The sequence below is a fragment of the Salmonella sp. 2018103 genome (genome assembly GCF_026247685.1).
Classification (GTDB): Bacteria; Pseudomonadota; Gammaproteobacteria; order Enterobacterales; family Enterobacteriaceae; genus Salmonella; species Salmonella enterica.
Genome location: NZ_CP111029.1, coordinates 1,892,071 through 1,915,104, shown reverse-complemented (window position 1 = coordinate 1,915,104; position 23,034 = coordinate 1,892,071). Strand labels below are relative to the sequence as shown.

Annotated in this window: 26 protein-coding genes, 3 tRNA genes and 1 pseudogene; 8 read left to right on the top strand and 22 right to left on the bottom strand. The window is 50.1% G+C overall.

The genetic code is table 11. The features are described from left to right. Positions 1–62: 62 nt before the first annotated feature. The 6 genes from cheW to flhD all read right to left on the bottom strand — a co-directional run bounded on the left by cheW (position 63) and on the right by flhD (position 5,467). Positions 63–566, bottom strand: coding sequence for a chemotaxis protein CheW (gene cheW, locus OLG56_RS09190; protein ID WP_000147295.1), 504 nt, complete (start codon positions 564–566; stop codon positions 63–65). Positions 567–586: 20 nt separating this feature from the next. Continuing rightward, positions 587–2,602: a chemotaxis protein CheA gene (cheA, locus tag OLG56_RS09185; RefSeq protein ID WP_072274995.1), complete on the bottom strand. Its 2,016-nt coding sequence runs from the start codon at positions 2,600–2,602 to the stop codon at positions 587–589. A gap of 4 nt (positions 2,603–2,606) precedes the next feature. Beyond that, a complete protein-coding gene (gene motB / locus OLG56_RS09180) occupies positions 2,607–3,536 on the bottom strand; it encodes a flagellar motor protein MotB (protein ID WP_000795653.1) in 930 nt (309 codons plus the stop codon). Next, positions 3,533–4,420, bottom strand: coding sequence for a flagellar motor stator protein MotA (gene motA, locus OLG56_RS09175; protein WP_000906312.1), 888 nt, complete (start codon positions 4,418–4,420; stop codon positions 3,533–3,535). Before motA ends, motB begins: the two co-directional genes overlap by 4 nt. A gap of 124 nt (positions 4,421–4,544) precedes the next feature. After that, positions 4,545–5,129, bottom strand: a complete 585-nt coding sequence (gene flhC / locus OLG56_RS09170) for a flagellar transcriptional regulator FlhC (RefSeq protein WP_000605987.1) — start codon at positions 5,127–5,129, stop codon at positions 4,545–4,547. Then, positions 5,126–5,467 (bottom strand): flagellar transcriptional regulator FlhD, encoded by a 342-nt coding sequence (flhD, locus tag OLG56_RS09165; RefSeq protein ID WP_001518146.1) that lies wholly within the window; start codon positions 5,465–5,467, stop codon positions 5,126–5,128. The genes flhC and flhD overlap by 4 nt, the downstream gene beginning before the upstream one ends. A gap of 682 nt (positions 5,468–6,149) precedes the next feature. Here flhD and OLG56_RS09160 point away from each other — a divergent pair. Next, the gene (locus OLG56_RS09160) at positions 6,150–6,266 is read left to right on the top strand and encodes a hypothetical protein (RefSeq protein ID WP_001604673.1); all 117 of its coding nucleotides are present in this window, start codon (positions 6,150–6,152) and stop codon (positions 6,264–6,266) included. After that, positions 6,263–6,691 (top strand): universal stress protein UspC, encoded by a 429-nt coding sequence (uspC, locus tag OLG56_RS09155; RefSeq protein ID WP_000122606.1) that lies wholly within the window; start codon positions 6,263–6,265, stop codon positions 6,689–6,691. Before OLG56_RS09160 ends, uspC begins: the two co-directional genes overlap by 4 nt. A gap of 17 nt (positions 6,692–6,708) precedes the next feature. On the opposite strand, the gene otsA is transcribed toward uspC, so the two are convergent. The 4 genes and pseudogenes from otsA to OLG56_RS09135 form a co-directional block, all read right to left on the bottom strand. Beyond that, entirely contained in the window at positions 6,709–8,130 is a 1,422-nt protein-coding gene (gene otsA, locus OLG56_RS09150; RefSeq protein ID WP_000089042.1) for an alpha,alpha-trehalose-phosphate synthase, read from the bottom strand. Continuing rightward, positions 8,105–8,908 carry a trehalose-phosphatase gene (otsB, locus tag OLG56_RS09145; RefSeq protein ID WP_000840114.1) on the bottom strand — a complete coding sequence of 268 codons (804 nt, stop codon included), beginning with the start codon at positions 8,906–8,908 and terminating at the stop codon, positions 8,105–8,107. The genes otsA and otsB overlap by 26 nt, the downstream gene beginning before the upstream one ends. A 222-nt stretch (positions 8,909–9,130) precedes the next feature. Then, positions 9,131–9,311 (bottom strand): annotated as a pseudogene (gene araH / locus OLG56_RS09140) (L-arabinose ABC transporter permease AraH); the annotation flags it as partial. Positions 9,312–9,539: 228 nt separating this feature from the next. Further along, the gene (locus tag OLG56_RS09135) at positions 9,540–10,097 is read right to left on the bottom strand and encodes a DJ-1/PfpI family protein (protein ID WP_052907466.1); all 558 of its coding nucleotides are present in this window, start codon (positions 10,095–10,097) and stop codon (positions 9,540–9,542) included. A gap of 557 nt (positions 10,098–10,654) precedes the next feature. On the opposite strand from OLG56_RS09135, the gene OLG56_RS09130 reads away from it, so the two are divergent. After that, positions 10,655–11,158 (top strand): non-heme ferritin-like protein, encoded by a 504-nt coding sequence (locus OLG56_RS09130; RefSeq protein ID WP_000741707.1) that lies wholly within the window; start codon positions 10,655–10,657, stop codon positions 11,156–11,158. Positions 11,159–11,336: 178 nt separating this feature from the next. Here OLG56_RS09130 and OLG56_RS09125 read toward each other — a convergent pair whose 3' ends face one another. Continuing rightward, positions 11,337–11,975 carry an RpiB/LacA/LacB family sugar-phosphate isomerase gene (locus OLG56_RS09125; protein WP_000684804.1) on the bottom strand — a complete coding sequence of 213 codons (639 nt, stop codon included), beginning with the start codon at positions 11,973–11,975 and terminating at the stop codon, positions 11,337–11,339. Positions 11,976–12,229: 254 nt separating this feature from the next. Between OLG56_RS09125 and OLG56_RS09120 the strand changes: the two genes are divergently transcribed. Continuing rightward, positions 12,230–12,565, top strand: coding sequence for a YecR-like family lipoprotein (locus tag OLG56_RS09120; RefSeq protein WP_000803229.1), 336 nt, complete (start codon positions 12,230–12,232; stop codon positions 12,563–12,565). Positions 12,566–12,804: 239 nt separating this feature from the next. Continuing rightward, complete coding sequence (gene ftnA / locus OLG56_RS09115; RefSeq protein WP_038395737.1) at positions 12,805–13,302, top strand: non-heme ferritin; 498 nt, start codon at positions 12,805–12,807, stop codon at positions 13,300–13,302. A gap of 45 nt (positions 13,303–13,347) precedes the next feature. Here ftnA and OLG56_RS09110 read toward each other — a convergent pair whose 3' ends face one another. Then, positions 13,348–13,587 carry a YecH family metal-binding protein gene (locus OLG56_RS09110; RefSeq protein WP_000377238.1) on the bottom strand — a complete coding sequence of 80 codons (240 nt, stop codon included), beginning with the start codon at positions 13,585–13,587 and terminating at the stop codon, positions 13,348–13,350. Positions 13,588–13,813: 226 nt separating this feature from the next. Between OLG56_RS09110 and tyrP the strand changes: the two genes are divergently transcribed. After that, positions 13,814–15,025 (top strand): tyrosine transporter TyrP, encoded by a 1,212-nt coding sequence (tyrP, locus tag OLG56_RS09105; protein ID WP_001562965.1) that lies wholly within the window; start codon positions 13,814–13,816, stop codon positions 15,023–15,025. A gap of 74 nt (positions 15,026–15,099) precedes the next feature. Here tyrP and OLG56_RS09100 read toward each other — a convergent pair whose 3' ends face one another. The 10 genes from OLG56_RS09100 to uvrY all read right to left on the bottom strand — a co-directional run bounded on the left by OLG56_RS09100 (position 15,100) and on the right by uvrY (position 22,319). Next, positions 15,100–15,765 (bottom strand): YecA/YgfB family protein, encoded by a 666-nt coding sequence (locus OLG56_RS09100; protein WP_000781521.1) that lies wholly within the window; start codon positions 15,763–15,765, stop codon positions 15,100–15,102. A gap of 238 nt (positions 15,766–16,003) precedes the next feature. Then, positions 16,004–16,330 carry a glucose-6-phosphate dehydrogenase gene (locus tag OLG56_RS09095; RefSeq protein WP_000240837.1) on the bottom strand — a complete coding sequence of 109 codons (327 nt, stop codon included), beginning with the start codon at positions 16,328–16,330 and terminating at the stop codon, positions 16,004–16,006. Positions 16,331–16,542: 212 nt separating this feature from the next. Further along, positions 16,543–17,982 (bottom strand): SH3 domain-containing C40 family peptidase, encoded by a 1,440-nt coding sequence (locus OLG56_RS09090; RefSeq protein ID WP_077948845.1) that lies wholly within the window; start codon positions 17,980–17,982, stop codon positions 16,543–16,545. 213 nt (positions 17,983–18,195) lie between these two features. Further along, a complete protein-coding gene (locus tag OLG56_RS09085; RefSeq protein ID WP_207011592.1) occupies positions 18,196–18,528 on the bottom strand; it encodes a hypothetical protein in 333 nt (110 codons plus the stop codon). A gap of 249 nt (positions 18,529–18,777) precedes the next feature. Continuing rightward, a tRNA-Leu gene (locus OLG56_RS09080) sits at positions 18,778–18,864 on the bottom strand. An 11-nt stretch (positions 18,865–18,875) separates the two neighbouring features. Continuing rightward, positions 18,876–18,949, bottom strand: a tRNA-Cys gene (locus tag OLG56_RS09075). A 52-nt stretch (positions 18,950–19,001) separates the two neighbouring features. Next, positions 19,002–19,077, bottom strand: a tRNA-Gly gene (locus tag OLG56_RS09070). 151 nt (positions 19,078–19,228) lie between these two features. Beyond that, a complete protein-coding gene (pgsA, locus tag OLG56_RS09065) occupies positions 19,229–19,777 on the bottom strand; it encodes a CDP-diacylglycerol--glycerol-3-phosphate 3-phosphatidyltransferase (RefSeq protein WP_001160192.1) in 549 nt (182 codons plus the stop codon). A 56-nt stretch (positions 19,778–19,833) separates the two neighbouring features. Further along, entirely contained in the window at positions 19,834–21,666 is a 1,833-nt protein-coding gene (gene uvrC, locus OLG56_RS09060; RefSeq protein WP_001529256.1) for an excinuclease ABC subunit UvrC, read from the bottom strand. Then, complete coding sequence (gene uvrY / locus OLG56_RS09055) at positions 21,663–22,319, bottom strand: UvrY/SirA/GacA family response regulator transcription factor (protein ID WP_000611323.1); 657 nt, start codon at positions 22,317–22,319, stop codon at positions 21,663–21,665. The genes uvrC and uvrY overlap by 4 nt, the downstream gene beginning before the upstream one ends. A gap of 311 nt (positions 22,320–22,630) precedes the next feature. Here uvrY and OLG56_RS09050 point away from each other — a divergent pair, with 311 nt between their 5' ends. Continuing rightward, positions 22,631–22,786 (top strand): hypothetical protein, encoded by a 156-nt coding sequence (locus OLG56_RS09050; protein WP_000546183.1) that lies wholly within the window; start codon positions 22,631–22,633, stop codon positions 22,784–22,786. After that, positions 22,783–23,007 (top strand): DUF2594 family protein, encoded by a 225-nt coding sequence (locus OLG56_RS09045; RefSeq protein ID WP_000106483.1) that lies wholly within the window; start codon positions 22,783–22,785, stop codon positions 23,005–23,007. Before OLG56_RS09050 ends, OLG56_RS09045 begins: the two co-directional genes overlap by 4 nt. Positions 23,008–23,034 lie beyond the last annotated feature (27 nt).

The following is a 23,034-nucleotide window of genomic DNA, read 5'->3' as shown; positions in this document are numbered from 1 at the left end:
ACCGCTGGCGGAAGCATAACGGTGAATATTGCCGGATGGCGCGACGCCATCCGGCAACGTTATTACGCGACGTGTGATGCTGCGATATCCAGCAGCGCCATCTCTTCGCTGTTAAGCAGTTTTTCGATATTCACCAGAATCAGCATACGCTCGCCGAGCGCGCCCAATCCCGTCAAATATTCTGTTGACAAGGTCACGGCAAATTCTGGCGCCGGACGGATTTGTTCCGCCGTTAACGACAGTACGTCAGACACACCGTCTACCACTATCCCGACGACGCGTTGCCCCAGATTCAGTACGATCACTACCGTATTGTCATCATACTCAACGTCGCCTTCACAGAATTTCACGCGCAGATCGACAATGGGTACAATCACGCCGCGCAGGTTAGTCACCCCTTTTATAAAGGCCGGTGTATTGGCGATACGCGTCACCTGGTCATAGCCACGGATCTCCTGCACTTTCAGGATATCGATGCCGTACTCTTCATTTCCCAGTGTAAACACCAGGAATTCCTGACCTGACGGCTCGCCGGCCAGTTTGCTTACATTACTCATACCGGTCATATTATTCCCTTCTCACTCAATCAGGCGGCTGTGATCGCCATACGTTGTTCGCGGTTTAAACCCTGCAATGCGGAAACATCAACAATCAGCGCGACGCTGCCGTCGCCCAGGATCGTCGCGGCGGAAATCCCCGGTACCTTGCGATAATTGCTTTCCAGATTTTTGACCACCACCTGGTGCTGACCGATGAGCTGATCGACCAGCAGCGCGTAACGGCGTCCCGCGCTTTGCAGGATCACAACAATGCCCTGCGTGGCTTCGGTTTTCGCCCCGTCCACGTCAAACACTTTCCACAATTCGACCAGCGGCAAATACTCGCCGCGAACTTCCAGAACCCGTTCGCCGCCCGCCAGCGGATGAAGATCCTCTTCACGCGGTTGCAGCGACTCCATCACCGCATTCAACGGCAGGATAAAAACTTCCCCCGCCACGCGAACCGACATCCCATCGAGGATGGCCAGCGTCAGCGGCAGCAGAATACGAATCGTGGTGCCGGAGCCTTGTTTTGACTGGATCTCAACGTGACCGCCCATCTCCTGAATGTTACGTTTCACCACATCCATGCCAACGCCGCGACCGGAGACATCCGTGACCTGTTCCGCAGTTGAGAATCCCGGCGCGAAGATCAACATGCCCACTTCATCGTCGCTCATGTTTTCATTCACCGCCATCCCCTGCGACATGGCCTTCGCCAGGATACGCTCACGGTTAAGCCCCGCGCCGTCATCGGTCACTTCAATACAAATATTCCCGCCCTGATGCTCTGCGGAAAGAATCAGGTTGCCGACAACATTTTTCCCCGCCTCAAGGCGTTTTTCCGGCATTTCAATTCCGTGGTCGAGACTGTTGCGCACCAGGTGCGTCAGCGGGTCGATAATGCGTTCGATCAGGCTTTTATCAAGTTCAGTGGAGCTCCCCACCAGCGTCAGCTCTACCTGCTTGCCCAGTTTACCCGCTAAATCGCGTACCAGGCGCGGGAAACGGCTGAAGACGTACTCCATAGGCATCATGCGAATCGACATCACCGACTCTTGTAAGTCGCGGGCGTTACGTTGTAACTGACCCATACTGGTAATGAGATCGCCGTGGTTTACCGGGTCCAGCTCGTTAGAACGCTGGGCCAACATTGACTGGGTAATAACTAACTCGCCGACCAGGTTTATAAGCTGATCCACTTTCTCTACCGCCACGCGAATGCTGGTGGATTCGCGTTCACGCGCAGGTTTTTCACGCCCCGCATGATGTTCATGCGCCGCGCTTTTGGCGGCTGGCGCAACGACTGCCGGAGGCGCTACCGGCGCTACCTCGGTTTTCTCTTGCGCTTTTTCAACCGGCGCGGCGACCACTTTTTCAAAAGCGATCTGATCGGCCTCGATGACAAAACAGAGCACCGCGACAATGTCATCTTCCGCGACGCTGCCATCCAGAGTTGCCGACAGTGAATCCGTTCCCTTGACGACATCCGTCAGAGTAGCCAGATTGCCCAACTCTTCTTCAAGCAGATCGACCTCATTGGCTTTCAACCGTGAAAGTACAATGCGCAGTTTACTCTCGTCACGAGGCGATTCGGTTTCGGCTACGCTCTCTTCCTGGATCGCCGCGCTTAGTGCCGCGGTTTCTACGACCGCCGGCGTGGTTTCGCCTTTCGCCTCCAGCGCCAACTGGCGTAGCGCATTGCAGATATATTCGAAGCTTGCGGCATCCGGCTCTTCGGAGTTTTTATAGGCGTCGAGCTGTTCCTGCATAATATCTTTCGTTTCCAAAAACAGGTTGATAATGTCGGTATTGAGCTGCATTTCACCGCGTCGGGCTTCATCCAGCAGGTTTTCCATTAAATGCGTGGTTTCCTGCAGAATAGTGAAGCCGAATGTGCCCGCGCCGCCTTTAATGGAGTGCGCCGCGCGAAAAATGGCGTTCAGTTGTTCAGCGTCCGGGGATTCCGGCACCAAATCCAGCAGATGCTGCTCCATATCAGCTAACAGCTCGTCAGCTTCATCAAAAAATGTCTGATAAAAATCGCTAATATCCATGCTCACGCTATCACCTCGGTTCCGCTTTTGGCGATGTGGGTACGCTTGCCGGCGGGGCTGCCGCAGGCTGTTGTAATACACTTACCGGCTCATTCTGGCTTTCAGCGTTTTCATGCAAAATGGCCTGTTCCGCCTGTTTGTTTAACACCAGCAGGCTTATACGGCGGTTGATGGCGTCATCAGGACCGCGATCGCTCAGCCGCATCGTGGCGGCCATGCCAACCACCCGTAATACTTTTCCGTTATCCAGCCCGCCAGCGACCAGTTCGCGACGCGAGGCATTGGCGCGATCGGCGGATAACTCCCAGTTGCTATAGCCTTTTTCGCCGTTCGCGTAGGGAAAGTCATCGGTATGGCCGGCCAGGCTAATGCGATTAGGTATACCGTTTAACACTGGCGCAATCGCACGCAGGATATCGCGCATATACGGCTCAACTTCGGCGCTGCCGGTTTTAAACATCGGGCGGTTCTGGCTGTCGATAATCTGGATGCGCAACCCCTCCTGAACCAAATCAATTTTCAGATGCGGACGTAACGCGCGCAGTTTGGGATCGGATTCGATCAGTTGATCCAGATCGCCGCGCAGTTTGTTTAAGCGACTCTGCTCCATCCGTTTTTTCAGCTCGTCGATATTCGGCTGCTTTTCCACTTCACCCTGCTGTTGGGTGTAATCATCGCCGCCGCCTGGTATCGGGCTCTCGCTATTGGCAATCCGGTTCCCCCCCGTTACCGCGGTGGCCAACGGCGTACGAAAATATTCGGCAATCTGAATTAATTCTTTAGGGCTGGAGATGGAAATCAGCCACATCACCAGAAAAAAAGCCATCATCGCCGTCATAAAATCGGCGTAGGCAATTTTCCAGGAACCGTGCGCCCCGCCGCCGTGCGGTTTGTGCCTGCGGCGTTTTACGACGACAATGGGATGAGCCTGATTTTTCATGCTTCCTCAGTCGTCTGCTGCTGGTTTGGGTTTCTCACTGCGCGAACGTGTTCTTCCAACTCAATAAACGATGGACGCTCACTGGAATAAAGCGTTTTACGACCAAATTCCACGGCAATCGGCGGCGCATAGCCGTTCAGATTAGACAGCAGTGTAATTTTTACGCACTGCATCATCTTGGTGGTTTCGGCGCTCTTCTGGCGCAAAACGGTCGCTAACGGTGAAATGAATCCATAAGCCAGTAAAATACCGAGGAACGTACCTACCATGGCATGGGCAATCAGCGCCCCCAACTCCGCTGCCGGACGATCGGCTGAAGCCAGAGCGTGAACCACCCCCATTACCGCCGCGACGATACCAAAGGCAGGCAGCGAATCCCCCACCATCGCCAGACTGTTGGCCGGGACTTCCGCCTCGCTTTCATGGGTTTCAATCTCTTCATCCATCAACGCTTCAATTTCGAACGTATTCATGTTGCCGCTGATGATCAGGCGCAGATAATCGACAATAAAATCAAGCATTACCGCATCGGCCAGAATACGCGGATAACTGGCGAAGATTTCACTCTCTTTCGGATTTTCAATATCGCGTTCAAGGGAGAACATCCCCTGCTGGCGTGATTTGGCCATCAGGCGATAGAGCAACGCCAGCAAATCCATGTACATAGATTTCGTGTATTTCGAACGACGAAATAACAACGGGATCGCTTTCATCGTGCCTTTGATGGCCTTCCCGTTGTTGCCGACAATGAACGCCCCTATCCCCGCGCCGCCAATGATGACCAGTTCAGCAGGTTGATAGAGTGCCCCAAGGTGTCCGCCGGTCATGACATAACCGCCGAAAACTGTACCGATAACCACCAGGTAACCTAATAAGATAAGCACGACATCATCCTTCCGCTGTTGACTATGACAGGATGCGCAGTCGGGCGATTAACGCGAAGGCAAGGCAAAAAAAAGCAGCGGTAATGACTTACCGCTGCTGGAGTGTTTGTCCACACCGTTTCGGTTAAACAGCCTGTTCGATCTGTTCATCCAGCAGTTGTGGAATAATATCGGCAGCATCTCGGGAAAGTTTACGTCTTTTTACTGCGCGGGATGGCGGCTGGCATAAACTACACGCAAAGCTGCCCACGGGCTGATGCGCATGGGTAATAAAGTTCCCACCGCAGCAGTTACAGCTCGACAATTCAAGCAACCCACTTTCAACAAAACGCACCAGCGTCCATGCGCGAGTCAGCGCCAACAACGGCCCTTCAGGCGGTTGCGGACACTGCTCAAGATAAAGCCGATAAGCTTTAATCACCGCATCCACACCGCTGCATAAGCCGGTCTTCAGTAAAAATTGCCAGGCGTTGCAGAACATGGAGGCATGAATATTTTGCTCCCAGGTCATAAACCAGTCTGTCGAAAATGGCAGCATCCCTTTAGGCGGCGGGCTACCGCGTAATTCTTTGTACAGCCTGATGAGGCGACCACGGCTGAGCTGTGTTTCGCTTTCCAGCATTTGTAGACGAGCGCCAAGATTAATCAACTCCATCGCCAACTGGATATCGCGAGCTTCCTGAACAATGCTTTTTTCACTCATTATCATGCCCTTTTCTTACGCGCCGTATCGTCCACTTCATTGAGCAGACGCGTTGAAAGCATGATACCTGTGTGAATCTGCTGTAAATCATCGACGCGCGAATCCTGAGTCAAACGGGTGATCGTCTGATGATCGTCAAACCGGAAATGACAAACTAACTGGTTCGTCTCCGCCAGTTTGACCATCTGCGGCAAGGTCAACGCGCCCAGTGTGTTTGCCATCTCTTCGTTGATACCGAGGCGGAACATCGCAGATGCTTTGTCCTGGACGATCAAACGCTGTGCAAGGAGTAAATATGACAAATTGATGTCATAAATGTGTTTTAGCAACTCGGATGTATGCATTGTTCCCATCCAGAATAACCAACTTTATTTTTGTGCGACGTAGCCGCACCCCGTGATGTCGCCGGGAAGGCCCGGTAAAAGAAGCAAAAAGGTCAAATGCATAGCAGCGCTCAGACATTGTGGACATTGTGACGTATAACGCAGCTTCCCACTGAGATTCGCCTTACACGTTTACATCAATTTTTACAAATGCCTAAGATTTTTCCTAATTCGACGCAACTCTACTCGTCAGCTTCGTGACATACAACGGAGCGGGACGGCGATTTTAGAAAATATGTGATGTAGATCACATAATTTAACAGAATACTTACTATAAAACCATCAGCATGGCTTTTACTTTGTTTAATTAATAACCTAATGTTCACTTTTTCTATTCCACACTGCTGAATAGGGGTACGTCAACACCAAATTCTTTTTTGTTTCTCTCTGTTAAAATAACGCCAGGATAATAGATAACAGGCTATTATTTCTATTTTAGAAACGATTCTATTTTACCTTTAGTAAACAGTGGCTTAAATATTAAACGTTATTAATTAATCTCGTCACAGCATACGCCCTCCTCTGTTAAAAATAAGCTCATTTGATTTAACTTTTAGCTTTCCTTGTTCACCCGTTTAAATAAAGCATCCTGGTGGTGTGTAAAAAGTGTCTTATGCCACGATTCTTTACATAAGAATAATTAATGATTAATTATGATGTCCTTCACATTAATGTGGCATTAGCGCATTGCAGAAATGCGCTAAACAGAGTAAAGCTAAAGCACAATCTCATATTCTTGCAATCAAGGAGCGAGTTATGAGCTACACCCATATTCTTGTCGCCGTTGCCGTCACCCCGGAAAGTCACCAGCTACTGGCTAAAGCGGTCTCTATCGCCCGCCCTGTTCAGGCGAAAGTAAGCCTGATTACTCTCGCTTCCGATCCCGAACTGTATAACCAGTTCGCCGCGCCCATGATGGAGGATTTACGCGCGGTTATGCATGAGGAGACCGAGAATTTTCTTAAGATGCTGGGGGAAAAGGCGGATTATCCGATTGAACAAACTTTCATCGCATCAGGTGAGTTAAGCCAGCATATTTTAGCTGTGTGCCGCAAACACCATGTTGATCTGGTCATTTGCGGCAACCATAACCACAGTTTCTTTTCGCGCGCGTCCTGCTCGGCAAAAAGTGTCGTCAGCGCCAGCCAGGTAGATGTGTTGCTGGTGCCGTTAGCGGGCGACTAGTCGCCGCTCGCAATATTTCAGGCCAGCTTAGGGAACGTCGCCACGTTGTTCTGCTGCTGACGCTCAGGGCTACGCGGCGTGACCTCCTTTAGGTCATGAATAAAACGCTCCTGCCAGCGGTTAATGTCATTTTTAACGATCACGTCCAGCATTTCCGCATGGCGCGAAATACGCTCGGCAAGGGGCATCGTTAACGCACGATTGAGCGCCGCCGCCACGTCATCCCGATCGTAAGGATTGACGATTAACGCCGACGTCAGTTCATTCGCCGCGCCGGCAAACTGTGACAGTACCAATACGCCAGGATTAGCGGGGTCCTGCGCGGCGACAAACTCTTTCGCCACCAGGTTCATCCCGTCACGCAACGGGGTGACGAGCCCGACGTCTGAATAACGGAATATCTTCATTAACAGTTTACGGTCAAAATGCTGATTCAGATAATAGAGCGGCGTCCAGCCCAATTGTCCATATTTCCCATTAATCCGGCCTGCTTCCGTCTCAAGCTGGTGGCGAATATCCTGATATGCCTGTACTTCGCCGCGTGACGTAGGCGCAATTTGGGTATAACGAATTTTTCCCCGATGCTGCGGGTAGTTTTCCAGTAGCGCTTCATACGCCAGAAAGCGTTCCGGCAGCCCTTTCGAATAATCCAGCCGCTCAACGGAAAAAATATTCTTCACATTTTTCAGTTCCGCCTTGAGCTGCGCCAGTTTAGGCGGCAACGGCCCGGCTGCCTGCAGAGCAATCTCATCGGGCTCAATACCGATAGGATACACTTCTGTCTGGAAGTCTTTACCCCACGCGATATGCTGCTTGCCGCTGCGAGTCGTGACTCGCGTTTGACTCGAAAGGCTATCCAGAAAAGCCAGGCGATCATTTTCGGTCTGGAACCCGAGCAGATCAAAGTCACACAACTGCTCCAGCAGTTCATCATGCGGCGGTAAAGCGTTAAAAATCTCCGGGGTCGGGAATGGAATATGCAGGAAAAAACCAATTCGGTTGTTCACGCCGCGTTTACGCAGCTCGCTGGCGAACGGTAACAGGTGGTAGTCATGCACCCAAATGATGTCGTTCTCTTTAATGAGGGGCAATAACTTATCCGCTAATAACGCATTCACCCGCATATAGCCTTCCCATGCAGGACGCTGAAACTGTACCAGGTCCAGACGATAATGGAACGCAGGCCAGAGAACCGCATTGGAAAATTGACAGTAATAATCTTCGTAATCTTGTTCACTCAGGTTAAACGATGCCCAGGTAATATTACCTTTTGTCACCTTTTTTAATGGCTCATCCTCGTTACCTGTCTCGCCACTCCAGCCGAACCACAACCCGCCAGCCGCTTTTAGCGCGCCAAGCACGCCAACGGCGAGGCCGCCGGCGCCGCCTTTATTATCCGGGGGGGCAATTCGATTAGATACTACGACTAAACGACTCATAGCCATCTCTCCTGTTATTCATTACTTGTTGTTCTTGTTGTGGATAATTGATTTGTTCCAGCCAGCGCCAGACATCGGGTACGCTTTCCAGCCGCCATGCCGCCTGGGTTGCCCCGACGCCCACTTTTACGGAAATTCCGCCAGCGTGATTCACCACGCCAAAGCCAGCCTCATCGGTCAAATCGTCGCCCACAAAAACGGGAATCCGTCCCGCAAAGGGCGCCTCCTGCATAAAGGCGGCAATCGCTTCGCCTTTATTAGTTCCCTTAGGTTTGATTTCCACAACACATTTACCAGGCTGCAACGCCAGTTGCGGCCAGTGCTGCGTAACGTGTTGCGCAAGCGCCAACAGCGCCGCTTCATGTTCCGGAGCCTGACGGTAGTGCAGCGCAAACGCCATCCCCTTCGTCTCCAGCTCCGTTCCGGGCAGCGCTACAAGCGTCGAACGTAATAACGCCTCCACCTCACGGACTACCGCTTCAGGAAGGCGCACGATATGGGTTTTACCATTGATGTCACGACGCTCTGCCCCGTGAACGCCAGCGAGCGGAAAGCGAAAAGGCTTCGCCAAAGCATCCAGCTCAGTCATTGAACGCCCTGAAATCAATGCCAGTGCCCCTGCGTTGTGCGCCGCGAGACGGTCTAACAACTGAAGGATTTTATGCGGTACCACTACCTGATCGGGATGAGGCTTTATCTCTGCCAATGTGCCATCAAGGTCAAAAAAATACGCATAGTTCGCAGTGAGTTCGGGGGATACGGTTAACGGTTCTGCCACCCTGGTCTCCTCCTTATCATCATATTGAGACTCACAAACGGTCTCATTAGTCATGTAAGTATAGACAGTGTGACGCTGCTCGCCATTTAGAAAGACCATCGCCAGCCGGGGTAGCGGCTGGCGATGACGTGAAGCTATACTGTTTAGTTGAGTGTTAATTCATCAAATCGTACGCTTCGCTTTTTGCTTATAATGGTCGAAGATAACTGCTGCCAGAAGGATTCAGCCGCGAACCACGTATTGTGCAAAAGGTGAAATGTTGAACAGGTTCATCGCGTTCTCCACCGTTCCTGATATCAGTACGCTCGCCACCACATATGAGACTTTTCCGAGGCCGCCTTTCAGGAATCTCCCCTAAGACACACGCAGAAATAACGATTAACTCATAACCCAGGGAAGTCATTGACCAGCTTTAGCGTTTTTTATGTAGGGTAAAGTCAAACGATTCTTGTTAGAGAAGACGTAAAACGGTGCACTATCTTTCATTCATTAGATAAATGCTGATGGCAGGAATAGTTTTAGCGAAAAATGACATAACCCAGAGCGAATTCATCAGCCAAAAGGCAGGAAAGCCAGCACATTAATCCATAACATCAGCCAGCTAATCCTTACGGCCCTGGGTGAATAACGATTACCAGGAATAATAGATATGTTCAGCCTGTTCGCGAACCGGCACATCGTCTCCCAGCAGTCTGGCGGAAAGGGTTAGCGCGAAATCAAAGACATGCCCCAAGCCTTTGCCGCTAATTAAATTACCATCTTCAACAACGGGCGCATCCACATAGACACCTTCCGGAACCGCTTTCCACAGGTCGCCGGAACAGACATAACGACGCCCCTTCAGCAATCCGTGAGCACCCAGCACCCTTGCCGCCGCGGAACAGATAGGACAAATTAATTTGCCTGCCGCATCATGACGCGCAACGAAAGCGATCACCGCCGGATTAGCCGCCAGATTAGCGCTCCCCTGCGGACCGCCCGGCAGCACTACCCCATCGAAAAGCGCCTGCTGGCGTTCACTCAGCGTGCTGTCCGCAACCATAGGAATATCATGGTAACTCACCACCGCCCGTGATTCAGCACACGCCAGCGTTTCGACGTCGATATGCAAACGTCGCAGAATATCAAGAGTAACAATGGCCTCTGCTTCTTCAAATCCTGGTGCCAACAGCACCGCGACCTTTTTCATTGACTGCTCCTTGTTAACGAGTCACCCATCAAAACTGCGCTCAACCGAATAACGTGCTCGTATGATTAATGACATTAAAAATGATCTACCGCAAAATCGGCTAGTTTATAAAAACAGGCATATTTGCTCTCAACCGTTTATGCGTGTGATATCCAGACTGGCTAATGTTTATTTTATTGAAATTACCATACTTGAAAGGCCCACCTCATGATCTGAAACAATGTTTCATAAATTAGAAATCCATATAATATCATTTAACTTTCAAACAGTTGCAACCGCTCCACACCAAAAATCATTACACCTGAAAAAATCACACCGCTGAAAATGTAAAAAAAGATAAACAATTGCATTTAAGGATTTTCTTATTTTTATTGACGCGCTATTCTCATTACCGATCGATAAACAGGAAATGAGATCGCATAAGGGACTGGCGGAACGGAGTTCTTCTGCTAAGAGTATTTATTGTGCATAGATGATAGATGTAAGAAAGTGACAACGGCCCGTTGCATTCTCGTCTGTCATGCACATCAACACTTTCTGGAAATAAGGATATTGTTATGGCAGCTGTAGGAATGGTTCAAAAGCTCAACACGCCAATGAACCTTGAGTTTTACGCATCAAATCTTTACCTCCATCTAAGCGAATGGTGTTCTGAACACAGTTTAACAGGCACCGCCACCTTTCTTCGTACCCAGGCGCAAGGCAACGTGACGCAAATGATGCGCATGTTTAATTTTATGAAAAACGCCGGTGCCACCCCTATCGTTAAAGCCATTGACGTTCCGGGTGAAGAGCTCTGCTCTCTGGAAGAATTGTTCCAGAAAACCCTGGAGGATTATCAGCAACGCGCCAGCACGCTGTCGCGTCTGGCAGATGAAGCGAAAGCGCTGAATGATGCCTCAACGCTCGATTTTCTCCATACCCTGGAAAAAGAGCAGCAGCAGGATGGCGTACTTTTACAAACTATTCTCGAAGAAGTTCGCAGCGCTAAACGAGCAGGGTTATGCCTGGCGCAAACCGATCAGCATCTCCTTAACGTCGTGACCTATCAGCATCACTGATAGCGGCACCCCGAGCGACAATATTGAGACGTTATTAGCCGGATAGCAACGCGAATCAGCTTATCCGGCCTACACCGTTTCTGATCTGTTTGCCAGAGGTGGCGCCTGTCGCTACTGGCGTATTATCGGCACATCATGCCAGCCGACAGGCGCGAAACGTCTCTGGCTTGTCCGGGCATTACCCCAGCATCTCACGTACAAACGCTTCTATTTCTTTATTCTGTCCGTTTTCAAACAAACATTGCTGGAAACGCGGCCCTGAAACCGCCGTTTTAACCAGTTCAGGATCGATAGCCCGCAGTGTATCCAGATAATTCTCTTTGACGACCGCGGCCTTAACCTGGTTCAAAATGCCCGCATTGCGTACCTGCGGCGCTTTGCGCTCAGGCGGATACCCCTCGCCTTTACGCCCGGTAAACGCTTTTTCAAAGATGAAACGCACGTTCAGCTCAGCGCCCCAGCCAAAGCCTTTCGCAAATGGCAGGGACAACGCATTGCCATTGTTGATCTGCGCAAACAGAAAAGCATCTGCCGGATCGATGCAATAGCCACAAATGACACCTGGATGAATATTTAACGACATCAGCGCGCCCTGACCGGTGCCACAGCCAGTAACCACAAAATCAACCGCGTTTGCATTAAGCAGAATACTCGCCATGATGCCTAAATGAATGTACGTCAGGTGATGGTCATTTTCGTCGCACATGCCGACGTTAAAAACGGGAAATCCCTTTTCATTGGCTACGGCGCTAAGTTCGTTATAAATGATGGCATTTTTGCTGGCCTGGCTATTTTCCATCATCAGTGCAATTTTCATCCTGTTCCTTCTGAATGCAGACGGTCTTGCCTGCGTAAATCATGACGTTTTGCCCACACTACACATTTGCGAACACACATTCAAATTTAATGAAATGAGGTTTCATTAAATGAAAAGGCGCTCACACATTTTCTGTTCCTGCTGTAAATCCCTGCCGTTACCTTTAATCAAGGCGAATCCGTAAGTTATTCCAGCCATTGACGGTGCAAGACACGAGGTAGCATGGTCTGATACCGAACTGTCGGAGCGATTTTATGAAGCCTCTTATTTTTACTCTTTCACTGCTAGCCCTGACGGGATGCACCATTACTCGACAAGCGCAGGTCAGCGAAGCCAGCCCGATAAGCGGCATCGTGCGCCTGACGTATAACCAGCCGCTATTTTTTACTTCACGGACAGATGACTATGTATCTCACGGGACCGCAACACGCGAATGCCAGCAGATGGGCTATGCCGATGCTGTTTCGTTTGGTCAGCCGGTAGGAACCTGTAGCATTTATGCGGGCTCGTTGTGTCTGAACACCCGATTTACCCTCTCCTGGCAGTGCCGGGGCGTTGCCGTCCCGCAAATCATGCCGCTTTATTATTAAGGCGGCTGGCTTAACGCCGACACCATGTACAATGGAGGAGAGTGCAGGGTCGCTATTGCCAGCATGAAGGTGCTGGCTTTCCTTTATTTTTATACGCTATACACTGACGTTAATGCGTTTTATTCCCATTCGTATTTTTAATAATTAAATTTAATATTTTACCTTTTGCAAATAATAAAATAACAAATTATAGTGGCGCCACATTACTGTATATCTTTTGCTATTTGTGGAGCGGAACCATGCTGAAAACAGAAATGATCGACAAACTGAATGAGCAAATGAATCTGGAGTTGTACTCCTCCCTGCTCTATCAACAAATGAGCGCGTGGTGCAGCTATCACAGTTTTGAAGGCGCGGCCGCATTTCTTCGTCGCCATGCGCAAGAAGAGATGACGCATATGCAGCGCCTGTTTGACTACCTTACCGATACCGGAAGCCTGCCGCGCATTAATACCGTTTCTTCGCCCTTCGCTGAGTACACCTCACTGGATGAGCTGTTCCGCGCGACCTATGAGCATGAGCAGCTTATTACGCAAAAAATTAATGAACTGGCTCATGCCGCAATGGCCAGCCAGGATTATCCGACATTTAATTTCTTGCAGTGGTATGTGGCAGAACAGCATGAAGAAGAAAAACTGTTCAAATCTATTATTGATAAATTAACGCTGGCGGGAAAAAGCGGCGAAGGGCTTTATTTCATTGATAAAGAACTCTCCACTCTGGATACGCAAAATTAATCCAACACGTCCTTACACGGTGAGACGAGCTCTCACCGTGGCGTATTAGTGGCGGCAGATTTTACTCTCATGCGTTGAAAAACCGTCCTCCACGGCAATAAACTTTCCTTTCGCCGCCAGAAACGCGACCAGTTCCGCCGCCGTCATATCTGACGCTGAACAGGTGTGAAATCGTGCCCGCTCGCCAAAGCGCGCTTTTATTGCCGCCTCCAGCGAGGTATGCGTGTACTGCTCGCCAGACTCAATCATCATATTGAGTACTTCGTGACCGTGAATGGAATCCATAACCCCTCCTGAATAAAACTCGTAGCCTAATGTGTCCGTGTGCGAGCGACTTTGCGCTAGCGCAGGTTTGCGGCGGTTGTCCGCGTCTCTTCCCATATTCGCTTTTATGCCCGGAACTGTAAATTTTACAGTACACCAATTGTAACGACCATTTGACGAAAATAGCGTAATGCCTTACCCTGCGCCGCGGATATCACCGTTCTTTGTTACCGGGGTAGTAGAAAGCGTGAAAAACAGAACTCTGGGCAGTATTTTTATCGTGGCAGGCACCACTATCGGCGCCGGGATGCTGGCAATGCCGCTGGCAGCGGCTGGCGTTGGTTTCAGCGTCACGCTGGGATTGTTGATTGGCCTGTGGGCGCTGATGTGTTATACCGCGCTACTATTACTGGAGGTATATCAACACGTTCCGGCAGATACCGGGCTGGGCTCGTTGGCAAAACGCTATCTTGGACGTTACGGACAGTGGCTTACGGGATTCAGTATGATGTTCTTAATGTATGCGCTCACCGCCGCCTACATTTCCGGAGCCGGAGAATTACTGGCATCCAGTATTAATAACTGGCTTGGCGCCACGCTCTCGCCCGCTGCCGGGGTGCTGCTGTTCACCTTTGTTGCCGGTGGGGTGGTGTGTGTGGGCACCTCGCTGGTCGACCTTTTTAACCGCTTCCTGTTTAGCGCAAAGATCATTTTTCTGGTCATCATGCTTGCGTTGCTCACGCCACATATTCATAAAGTAAATCTTCTTACGCTTCCTTTACAGCAGGGGCTGGCGTTATCCGCCATACCGGTCATTTTCACCTCGTTTGGTTTTCACGGAAGCGTACCGAGTATTGTGAGTTATATGAACGGCAACATTCGCCGGCTGCGTTGGGTCTTTATGACGGGTAGTGCCATTCCGTTAGTGGCCTATATTTTTTGGCAGCTCGCCACGCTGGGAAGTATCGACTCGCCGACATTCAGAGGGCTACTGGCCAGCCATGCCGGGTTAAATGGCCTGCTGCAGGCGCTCAGAGAAGTGGTCGCTTCGCCACATGTCGAACTGGCGGTCCACCTGTTCGCCGATCTGGCGCTGGCGACCTCTTTTCTGGGCGTAGCGCTAGGATTATTTGATTACCTGGCCGATCTATTCCAGCGCCGCAGTACGGTGTCCGGACGTCTGCAAACCGGGCTGATTACCTTTCTGCCGCCGCTGGCGTTTGCGCTTTTCTACCCACGTGGATTTGTGATGGCATTAGGCTATGCCGGCGTAGCGCTGGCAGTGCTGGCACTGCTCATCCCTGCCATGCTGGTCTGGCAATGCCGTAAACAGAGCCCTCAGGCGGGATATCGTGTGGCAGGCGGCACGCCAGCGCTGGCGCTGGTGTTTATCTGCGGCATTGTCGTGATTGGCGTCCAGTTTTCGATCGCACTGGGGTTCCTGCCCGATCCAGGTTAATGCCAGGCAAAGATTACCGGGCCCGGAAGCCGTCCAGGCTCGATAATCATCACGCTATGGCCGTTTACGAGCCATTAATGCAGGCAGCACTGCTTAAATTTTTTGCCGCTCCCGCATGGGCAAGGATCGTTACGCCCCACTTTCACCTCTGCTTTTATCGGCATCTGTAGCGGCGTCGTGTGCGGATGCGCCATCCACCAGGCATGCAGCTCAAGCGCCGCGATACGGATAGCGTCAACGCTTTTATCGAACGCTTCCGGGCTCATTTTATCCAACAGCGCAAAGTTTTCTTCAGTGCCGTGTAAGGCAATCGCTTCCAGTGCTGGTTTTAGCGTATCCGGCAAGTCAGACCAGTCGGACAGCGACACTCCGCGCATGTAACCAAAGCACCATTCTTCAACAATCGTTAATTCATGGCCATCAACTTCTCGCAGGCCAAACAGCGGCTCGAACTGTTCTGGATAGTCTTCAAGCCGGGCGGCTGTGTCCGCCATGTGCTGGAACACCAGATCCATAAATCGCGTCATTTCTTTTTCAGATGTCCAGCGCGGTACGTACGCGGGTCCCCCCCATATCGCGACCAGCCACTGTTCCGGCTCGATGGGACGCGGAGAACTTAGTACCGCAGTAATCAGACCGTCCAGCTCCGCGACATCCAAAATGGCCTGATCGGTATTGTATTTCGTCAGCACATCATCCAGCCATTCCAGCTCGTTCTCGTTTAATGGTTCCATTTTCATAACGCTTTTCCTCAGTGATGACTTCCGCCTGTAGGCCTCTTACATTGCAGCGGATAAAAATAATTTTTTTGCAGGCAGTTTGGATGGCAACCATCAGGGGCCAGATTAACACGAAATGAGGAGGATTCCGGAAGTTAACGCACAAAAGGAGGATCAGGGCGCAGATTTTCCGCCAGGAAACGCTCGCCCCACACAAAAGCGAGAGATGGGTTTCTCGCTATATTATACTCATGCTAACTTATACCACCGCCGCGGACAGATAAAACCGCCCTCTCAAATAGAGCTTATTTTCAGTAAAAAAGTGTTTAATGAGTTCGTCTACCGCTTCTCTGTCAGCAGAAAAGGTTATTTCCATAAACAGCGTATCGTACCCTATTTTGATATTTTTTTTCTTACAGTAAACACGGATCTCATCCTGCACACTCAGCAACGGCAGGCTAAATGTGTATAGCGGTTGCGGTTCTTTTTTCGCCGCTTTCTCAAAAACTTTAGTGACCAGATCCCCAAGATCGCGCTCTGACCGGGCACCGTTATTAAAATGCAATAAATTACGTCTTTTTACCACCCAGCCTCCAGCCAGATACCGCCAACAATAACTCTCACTTCAATGTGTGAGGCACATAATCACATCCAGAATCAGCTCCAGATAGTATTTCAAATAAACAGCCCGCACTATAGCGCATACTTTTTTCAGACACAGTTTACAGGGATACTCTCTTTATATCCACGCGCACGGTTGCCTTAATCATGTCTTCCGCGATAACACAGTTTGTCAACCTATTCTATATAACCAAGCTTAAACAGAACCTTACCAGCCAGCGATATCAGCTCAGGATTTTCAGGATAAAAACGCAGTAACGGCAAAAATACCGCCTCACCGATAATGCTCCGGCTATTAGCATGGTTTGGGCGCAATCCCCAGATATTCTGATAAGTCATCGGCACGACCTGCCCATTCATGGTTGTGTTACCGATATACAGCATAATATGCCCTGGAATATAGACCAACGTAGTAAACGGTTTTCCGTATCTGGTGAGATAATCGATCCGCATTTGGGGATTTTTATGACTAAGATCGACCACCCGTCCAGCAGACTCTACCTGCGCGGATGAATGTCTGGGCAGGTATATGCCAAACGGCATTAACAGGCTGCGGACTTCGGCTGAACAATCATTATAAAAGTTAAAATTTCCCCAACCGTAGGGGGCGCCGTGCATTGCTTTCATTAGCACGGCGATATTTTCCGGCGTCATTTTCCACGGCATAGCCGTAAACTCGTTACCGCTTAGCCAGACCCAATGGATAAACGCACGACCATTGCTATCGCGAACTGGCGCCGCAATCAGGAACTGGCCCGCCCGTTGATGTCGGAACGGTAAAATAGTGCCCGGTCGCCCGGTGAAATAATAGACGCCTGCGGCATGGACAGAAACCGGCGCGTTGATAAATGCCCCCAGTTGCTTATGAGCAAGCAAAACCCACTGTGTTATAAATTTCTGATCCGCACTGGCAATATCTTCACTATGAACCCAGCCAGTTACCGCTGGTGAAACGACATATTGCCAGCGTTGGTCTTTGCTCTTCGTCAGCGTATAGACCGGCGTACCGGGACGCAGCGAAGACATTTGTAAATTATCAAACGGGTACCCCTCGCCCGCCTGACGGGGATCGTTAAAGAGCGGGTCGTCCGTTGGCAGCGCTCTGACTAAACTTTCCCTGACCATAATGCCTCGCCGGGAGGCATTATAGATATTGTCAATCTGCGTATCCGTATTCCCTCTAACCCCCTCTTTCCAGCGAGAGGTATAAAGTCTGAAGTTTTCCCCCCAATAAGCACTGCCGTCGCTAAGAAACTGCTTAATACTGGCATCCCGGGCCTGTGCTGCGTTTTTTTTCAGCAATGCGGTAATATAAAAACCATTCCACGGCGAGTGCGCTTCACTGTCCATTCCAAAATAATGAGATTTTAGTGCGCTAAAGTAGCGTTGTTGGGTAGCACTATCAATAACCGGAATAGTGTAATCAGCCGAGTCCGGAGGTATCCATTTATCAACCGACTGTGAATAATCCGCTAGCGGAAAGCGTGTTTTTGTCGGGTCAATATAGCTCCCTGCGACAATTTCATCTTTGGCTGTTGATCGGTAGGTCGTCTGGTGGCAAGCGGTGAGGCACAATGGTATCAATAAAACGGCCCAGGTTTTCTTTTGCATCATCATCTCCGTAAAGCGGGGAAAGCATAATATAGAGACTGACCAAAACCGCCATTCACGAAAACCCGAAATTATCTGTAGTTGACCTGTTATTAAGACAATATTGCAAAACGTGATTAAAGCATGAAGCGGATCACATTACCTAGTGATGAATATTAGTTCGCTATCTACCTTTAATTAAATTGTGCAGAAAACACCCCTGAACAGTTATATACTCGTTTAATTTGCATAAATACTCCACTGGCCCGCCCCTGTTTTTTTCAGACAATACATATTGTAGCGCGTCAGTTCTACTTTTTTTATATACTCTGCAAAGTCATTTTCATCGACGTAGCCAATAAAATTACGCGCATCACATGTCGAAGAGGAAAGCTCACCGGGAAGAAAGTAGGTTACGATTGCACTCTCAGGCTCATACAAAATAAAAAAAAGTAAAAAAGCGCAACCTACAATCCCAATATTAATGAAGCTAATAAATAATTTTGCATTATCGGTATATTTCACTGGCAGACCTACTCTCTTTAATAAAGCAGGCATAAAACATATCAGCATTTTTTATAGAGATTAATGGATTTTATCGGCTGATTTACCCGACGTTTAGTATTTACCAGGCATAAGTTCTTGCGGGTCGGTAGCACATAACTGTTGTACTGGCAGAAATGCCGCTACCGATGTTTTTTACTGTATATCGCACTGGAGAGTTCACGCTCGCGGTCGGCATACAAACTGAAGGCACAAAAAAACCACCCGTAGGTGGTTTCACGACACTGCTTATTGCTTTGATTATTCTTGTCTTTCCCATGGTACCCGGAGCGGGACTTGAACCCGCACAGCGCGAACGCCGAGGGATTTTAAATCCCTTGTGTCTACCGATTCCACCATCCGGGCTCGGGAAAAATTGGAGGCGCGTTCCGGAGTCGAACCGGACTAGACGGATTTGCAATCCGCTACATAACCGCTTTGTTAACGCGCCAAATTTTTTTTGCTTTTCAGCCAGCATCCGCTTTACGCCAATGCTTTTAAACTGGAGCGGGAAACGAGACTCGAACTCGCGACCCCGACCTTGGCAAGGTCGTGCTCTACCAACTGAGCTATTCCCGCAGTATCAAGCAACTTTGTTAATCACTTGATTTTGTTATCGTCTGGCAATCAGTGCTGCCGTTCGATGCGTTGCATTCTACTTACCTGACGCACTGAGTCAACGATATTTTTCGTCACTCACGATCGTTTGCTGAAATTTGCGGCGAAACGATCACTGATCAAGCAAATCTCCACGTGCAGCGCTCAAATATTGCAACATGGACCACAATGTTAGCACCGCTGCGACAAAGAAAAGCGCGATCCCGGCATACTCTACCCAGATATTCGGACGCCACAAGAGCCACGCCAGCGCCACCATCTGCGCGGTAGTTTTGACTTTACCGATCCAGGAGACCGCTACACTACTGCGTTTGCCCAGCTCCGCCATCCATTCACGCAGAGCAGAGATAATAATTTCGCGGGCTATCATCGTCGCCGCAGGTAACGTCACCCACCAGCTATGATAATGCTCGGTAACCAGCACCATGGCGATCGCCACCAGCACCTTGTCGGCGACGGGGTCGAGGAAAGCGCCGAAACGCGTACTCTGGTTCCAGCGTCGCGCCAGAAAGCCGTCAAACCAGTCGGTAATCGCGGCAATACAGAAAATCAGCGCGCTGACCATCGGCGCCCAGGCGAACGGCAAATAAAACACCACGACAAAGAATGGAATCAGGATGACGCGAAACAGCGTGAGCAACGTAGGGATATTAAATTGCATAGTGACGGGTAACTATCTGTTGTCAGTGAAATTACCCCTATGTTGCTACAGTGGCCTCAATGTTTCAACGACCAGAAGATCTTTTCTGCCAGACCTTGCGAAATACCCGGCACTTTTGCAATTTCTTCTACGCTGGCGTTACGTAGTCCTTGCAAACCGCCCATATATTTCAGCAGCATCTGGCGACGTTTAGGCCCAACGCCTTCAATAGTTTCCAGCGTACTGGTATTTTTAACCTTCGCGCGTTTTTTACGGTGCCCGCCGATCGCGTGATCGTGCGACTCATCGCGAATATGCTGAATAACATGCAGCGCCGGCGAGTCCGGCGGCAGGCTAAACCCCTCTCCTTCCGGTTCAAAAAAGAGTGTTTCCAGACCGGCCTTTCTGTCTGCGCCTTTGGCGACGCCGAGCAACAAAGGGCGATGCTTATCCCAGGGGACATCCAGCTCAGCGAAAACGGCTTTCGCCTGGGCGAGCTGCCCTTTTCCGCCGTCGATCAGAATAACGTCCGGAATCTTACTTTCTTCTATGGCCTTGCCATAACGCCGACGTAGCACCTGATTCATCGCCGCGTAGTCATCACCCGGCGTGATGCCCGCGATATTATAACGACGATACTCGGCGCGTAACGGCCCGTTAGCGTCAAATACCACACAGGATGCGACCGTTTGCTCCCCCATGGTATGGCTGATGTCAAAACACTCCATCCGCTTGATAGCAGGAAGTTTTAATACCGCCGCCAGCGCAGTCAAACGCTGCGTGATGGTGGACTGCTGCGAGAGTTTAGTGACTAAGGCCGTTGCCGCGTTGGTCCGCGCCAGCTTGAGATAACGGGCGCGATCGCCGCGCGGTTTTGTCTGGACATGAATACGCCGTCCGGCAAGTTCCGACAACGAATCGGCGAGCAGCGTTTTATCGCTAAGATTAAAATCGAGTAGAATCTCGCCCGGTAGCGTGCGCATCTGGCTACCCTGCAGGTAAAACTGCCCGACAAAGGTTTCCACCACTTCGCCCAGTTCCGTACCGCCAGGTACTTTTGGAAAATAGCTGCGGCTGCCCAGCACCTTACCCTGGCGAATAAACAGCACATGCACACAGGCCATACCCGCATCAAAAGCCACACCGATCACGTCGAGATCGTCGCCCGCATTGGAGACAAACTGTTTTTCCGTGACCCGGCGTACCGCCTGGATCTGATCGCGAATACGCGCCGCCTCTTCAAATGCCAGATCCTGGCTGGCCTTTTCCATCCGGGCAATCAGCTGTGTTAAGACCTGGTCGTCCTTACCGGACAAAAACAACCGGACATACTCCACCTGTTGCGTGTACTCCTCCTCGCTGACCAGTCCTGCAACGCAGGGGCCTAAGCAGCGGCCAATCTGGTATTGCAGGCAGGGACGCGAGCGGTTGCGATATACGCTGTTTTCGCACTGGCGGATAGGGAAAATTTTCTGTAACAGCGCCAGCGTTTCCCGCACGGCATAGCCATTAGGAAATGGGCCGAAGTACTCGCCTTTCGCATGTTTGGCGCCACGGTGCATCGCCAGACGCGGATGGGTATCGCCGCTCAGAAAAATAAAAGGATAGGATTTATCATCACGCAACAACACGTTGTAACGCGGTTGATACAACTTGATGTAATTATGCTCAAGCAGCAGCGCTTCCGTTTCGGTATGCGTTACCGTGACATCAATGTGTTGAATTTGCGCAACTAGCGCTTCGGTTTTACGCGAAGCCAGGTTGCTGCGAAAGTAGCTGGAAAGACGCTTTTTCAGGTCTTTTGCTTTACCGACATAAATAACCGTACCGCCGGCGTCATACATACGATAGACACCGGGTTGGCTGGTAACGGTTTTCAAAAACGCCTTTGCGTCAAATATTTCACTCACTGGCTTGTTAACGTCTCCGCATTACACAGGCCATGGCGGATTGCCAGGTGAGTCAGCTCAACATCACCATGAATGTTTAATTTACTGAACATACGATAGCGATAGCTGTTCACCGTTTTAGGACTGAGATTCAGCTGTTCTGAAATCTCATTGACCTTCTGACCCTTGGTGATCATCAGCATAATCTGCAACTCGCGTTCAGACAAACTGGCGAACGGCGTTTCCGTTTTTGCAGGCTCGATCTGACTGAGCGCCATCTGCTGAGCGATATCGGAGGCGATATAACGTTGTCCGGAATACACCGAACGAATAGCGCTCACCACCTCCTGAGGCGCAGCGCCTTTGCTGAGATAGCCAGCTGCGCCAGCCTGCATCACTTTGGCGGGCAACGGGTTCTCCGTATGGACGGTCAGCATGATCACTTTGATATCCGCTGTCGATCGGGCAATTTTACGCGTCGCCTCAAGGCCGCCAATACCGGGCATGTTCATATCCATCAGCACGACGTCAACGGCGTTAGTACGGCACCATTTTACCGCATCCTCTCCGCAGCACGCTTCACCGACAACTTTAATGCCCTTTATATCTTCAAGAATGCGTCGTATCCCTGCGCGCACCAGTTCGTGGTCATCAACAAGAAGAACGTTGATCAAAGGAATATCTCCAGAATAGGGATAACGCTACTGATAGTTAATCGTCCTTATATTAGCTGGTTTTATCTCAACTTTGAAACGTAAAAAAACACCGGGTATTCGATTTTGCTCTCGTTTTTGGAAATTATGTTGTACGTCATGTGGCAACTGCCAACGTTGTAGCCCCTTCTGGCGGCGCTGTCCCGCGCTGCTATTTCATAATGGTGACAAAAATTTCACGTTCCGCTGTCTAAACACTAATTAGAGAATCAACTTTGTAACAATAATTAACGAGTGAAATACGCGTAATAAACAAAGAATGAAGAAAATATATGCATCACGCGGCAACGTTTATTTTGTGGGTAAACCTTCCCCTTTTTGATCAAAAAACAACCACTGCTATTTTTAGCGTAGCTTATGGTATACTCCGCCGCCTTAACATCTGCTATCGCACATTTTCACTGAAACATAACGAGGAAAATAAATGAGTACGCCTGATTTTTCCACCGCTGAGAATAATCAAGAACTGGCTACTGAAGTCAACTGCCTGAAAGCCATGTTAACGCTGATGCTGCAGGCGATGGGCCAGGCCGATGCAGGGCGCGTGATTCTTAAAATGGAAAAACAGATCGCGCAGATGGATGATGAAGCACAAGCGGCGGTATTTTCCAGTACGGTTAAGCAAATTAAACAAGCTTACCGCCAGTAGTAAAAAACCGGCTGTTAGCATCGCTTT

Coding starts and splice junctions, on each gene's coding strand:
- cheW (WP_000147295.1), bottom strand. CDS start 566: ATGACCGGTATGAGTAATGTAAGCAAACTGGCCGGCGAGCCGTCAGGT.
- motB (WP_000795653.1), bottom strand. CDS start 3,536: ATGAAAAATCAGGCTCATCCCATTGTCGTCGTAAAACGCCGCAGGCAC.
- flhC (WP_000605987.1), bottom strand. CDS start 5,129: ATGATAATGAGTGAAAAAAGCATTGTTCAGGAAGCTCGCGATATCCAG.
- flhD (WP_001518146.1), bottom strand. CDS start 5,467: ATGCATACATCCGAGTTGCTAAAACACATTTATGACATCAATTTGTCA.
- OLG56_RS09160 (WP_001604673.1), top strand. CDS start 6,150: ATGATTAATTATGATGTCCTTCACATTAATGTGGCATTAGCGCATTGC.
- uspC (WP_000122606.1), top strand. CDS start 6,263: ATGAGCTACACCCATATTCTTGTCGCCGTTGCCGTCACCCCGGAAAGT.
- otsA (WP_000089042.1), bottom strand. CDS start 8,130: ATGAGTCGTTTAGTCGTAGTATCTAATCGAATTGCCCCCCCGGATAAT.
- OLG56_RS09135 (WP_052907466.1), bottom strand. CDS start 10,097: ATGAAAAAGGTCGCGGTGCTGTTGGCACCAGGATTTGAAGAAGCAGAG.
- OLG56_RS09130 (WP_000741707.1), top strand. CDS start 10,655: ATGGCAGCTGTAGGAATGGTTCAAAAGCTCAACACGCCAATGAACCTT.
- OLG56_RS09125 (WP_000684804.1), bottom strand. CDS start 11,975: ATGAAAATTGCACTGATGATGGAAAATAGCCAGGCCAGCAAAAATGCC.
- OLG56_RS09120 (WP_000803229.1), top strand. CDS start 12,230: ATGAAGCCTCTTATTTTTACTCTTTCACTGCTAGCCCTGACGGGATGC.
- ftnA (WP_038395737.1), top strand. CDS start 12,805: ATGCTGAAAACAGAAATGATCGACAAACTGAATGAGCAAATGAATCTG.
- OLG56_RS09110 (WP_000377238.1), bottom strand. CDS start 13,587: ATGGATTCCATTCACGGTCACGAAGTACTCAATATGATGATTGAGTCT.
- OLG56_RS09100 (WP_000781521.1), bottom strand. CDS start 15,765: ATGAAAATGGAACCATTAAACGAGAACGAGCTGGAATGGCTGGATGAT.
- OLG56_RS09090 (WP_077948845.1), bottom strand. CDS start 17,982: ATGATGATGCAAAAGAAAACCTGGGCCGTTTTATTGATACCATTGTGC.
- OLG56_RS09085 (WP_207011592.1), bottom strand. CDS start 18,528: ATGCTGATATGTTTTATGCCTGCTTTATTAAAGAGAGTAGGTCTGCCA.
- pgsA (WP_001160192.1), bottom strand. CDS start 19,777: ATGCAATTTAATATCCCTACGTTGCTCACGCTGTTTCGCGTCATCCTG.
- OLG56_RS09050 (WP_000546183.1), top strand. CDS start 22,631: ATGCATCACGCGGCAACGTTTATTTTGTGGGTAAACCTTCCCCTTTTT.
- OLG56_RS09045 (WP_000106483.1), top strand. CDS start 22,783: ATGAGTACGCCTGATTTTTCCACCGCTGAGAATAATCAAGAACTGGCT.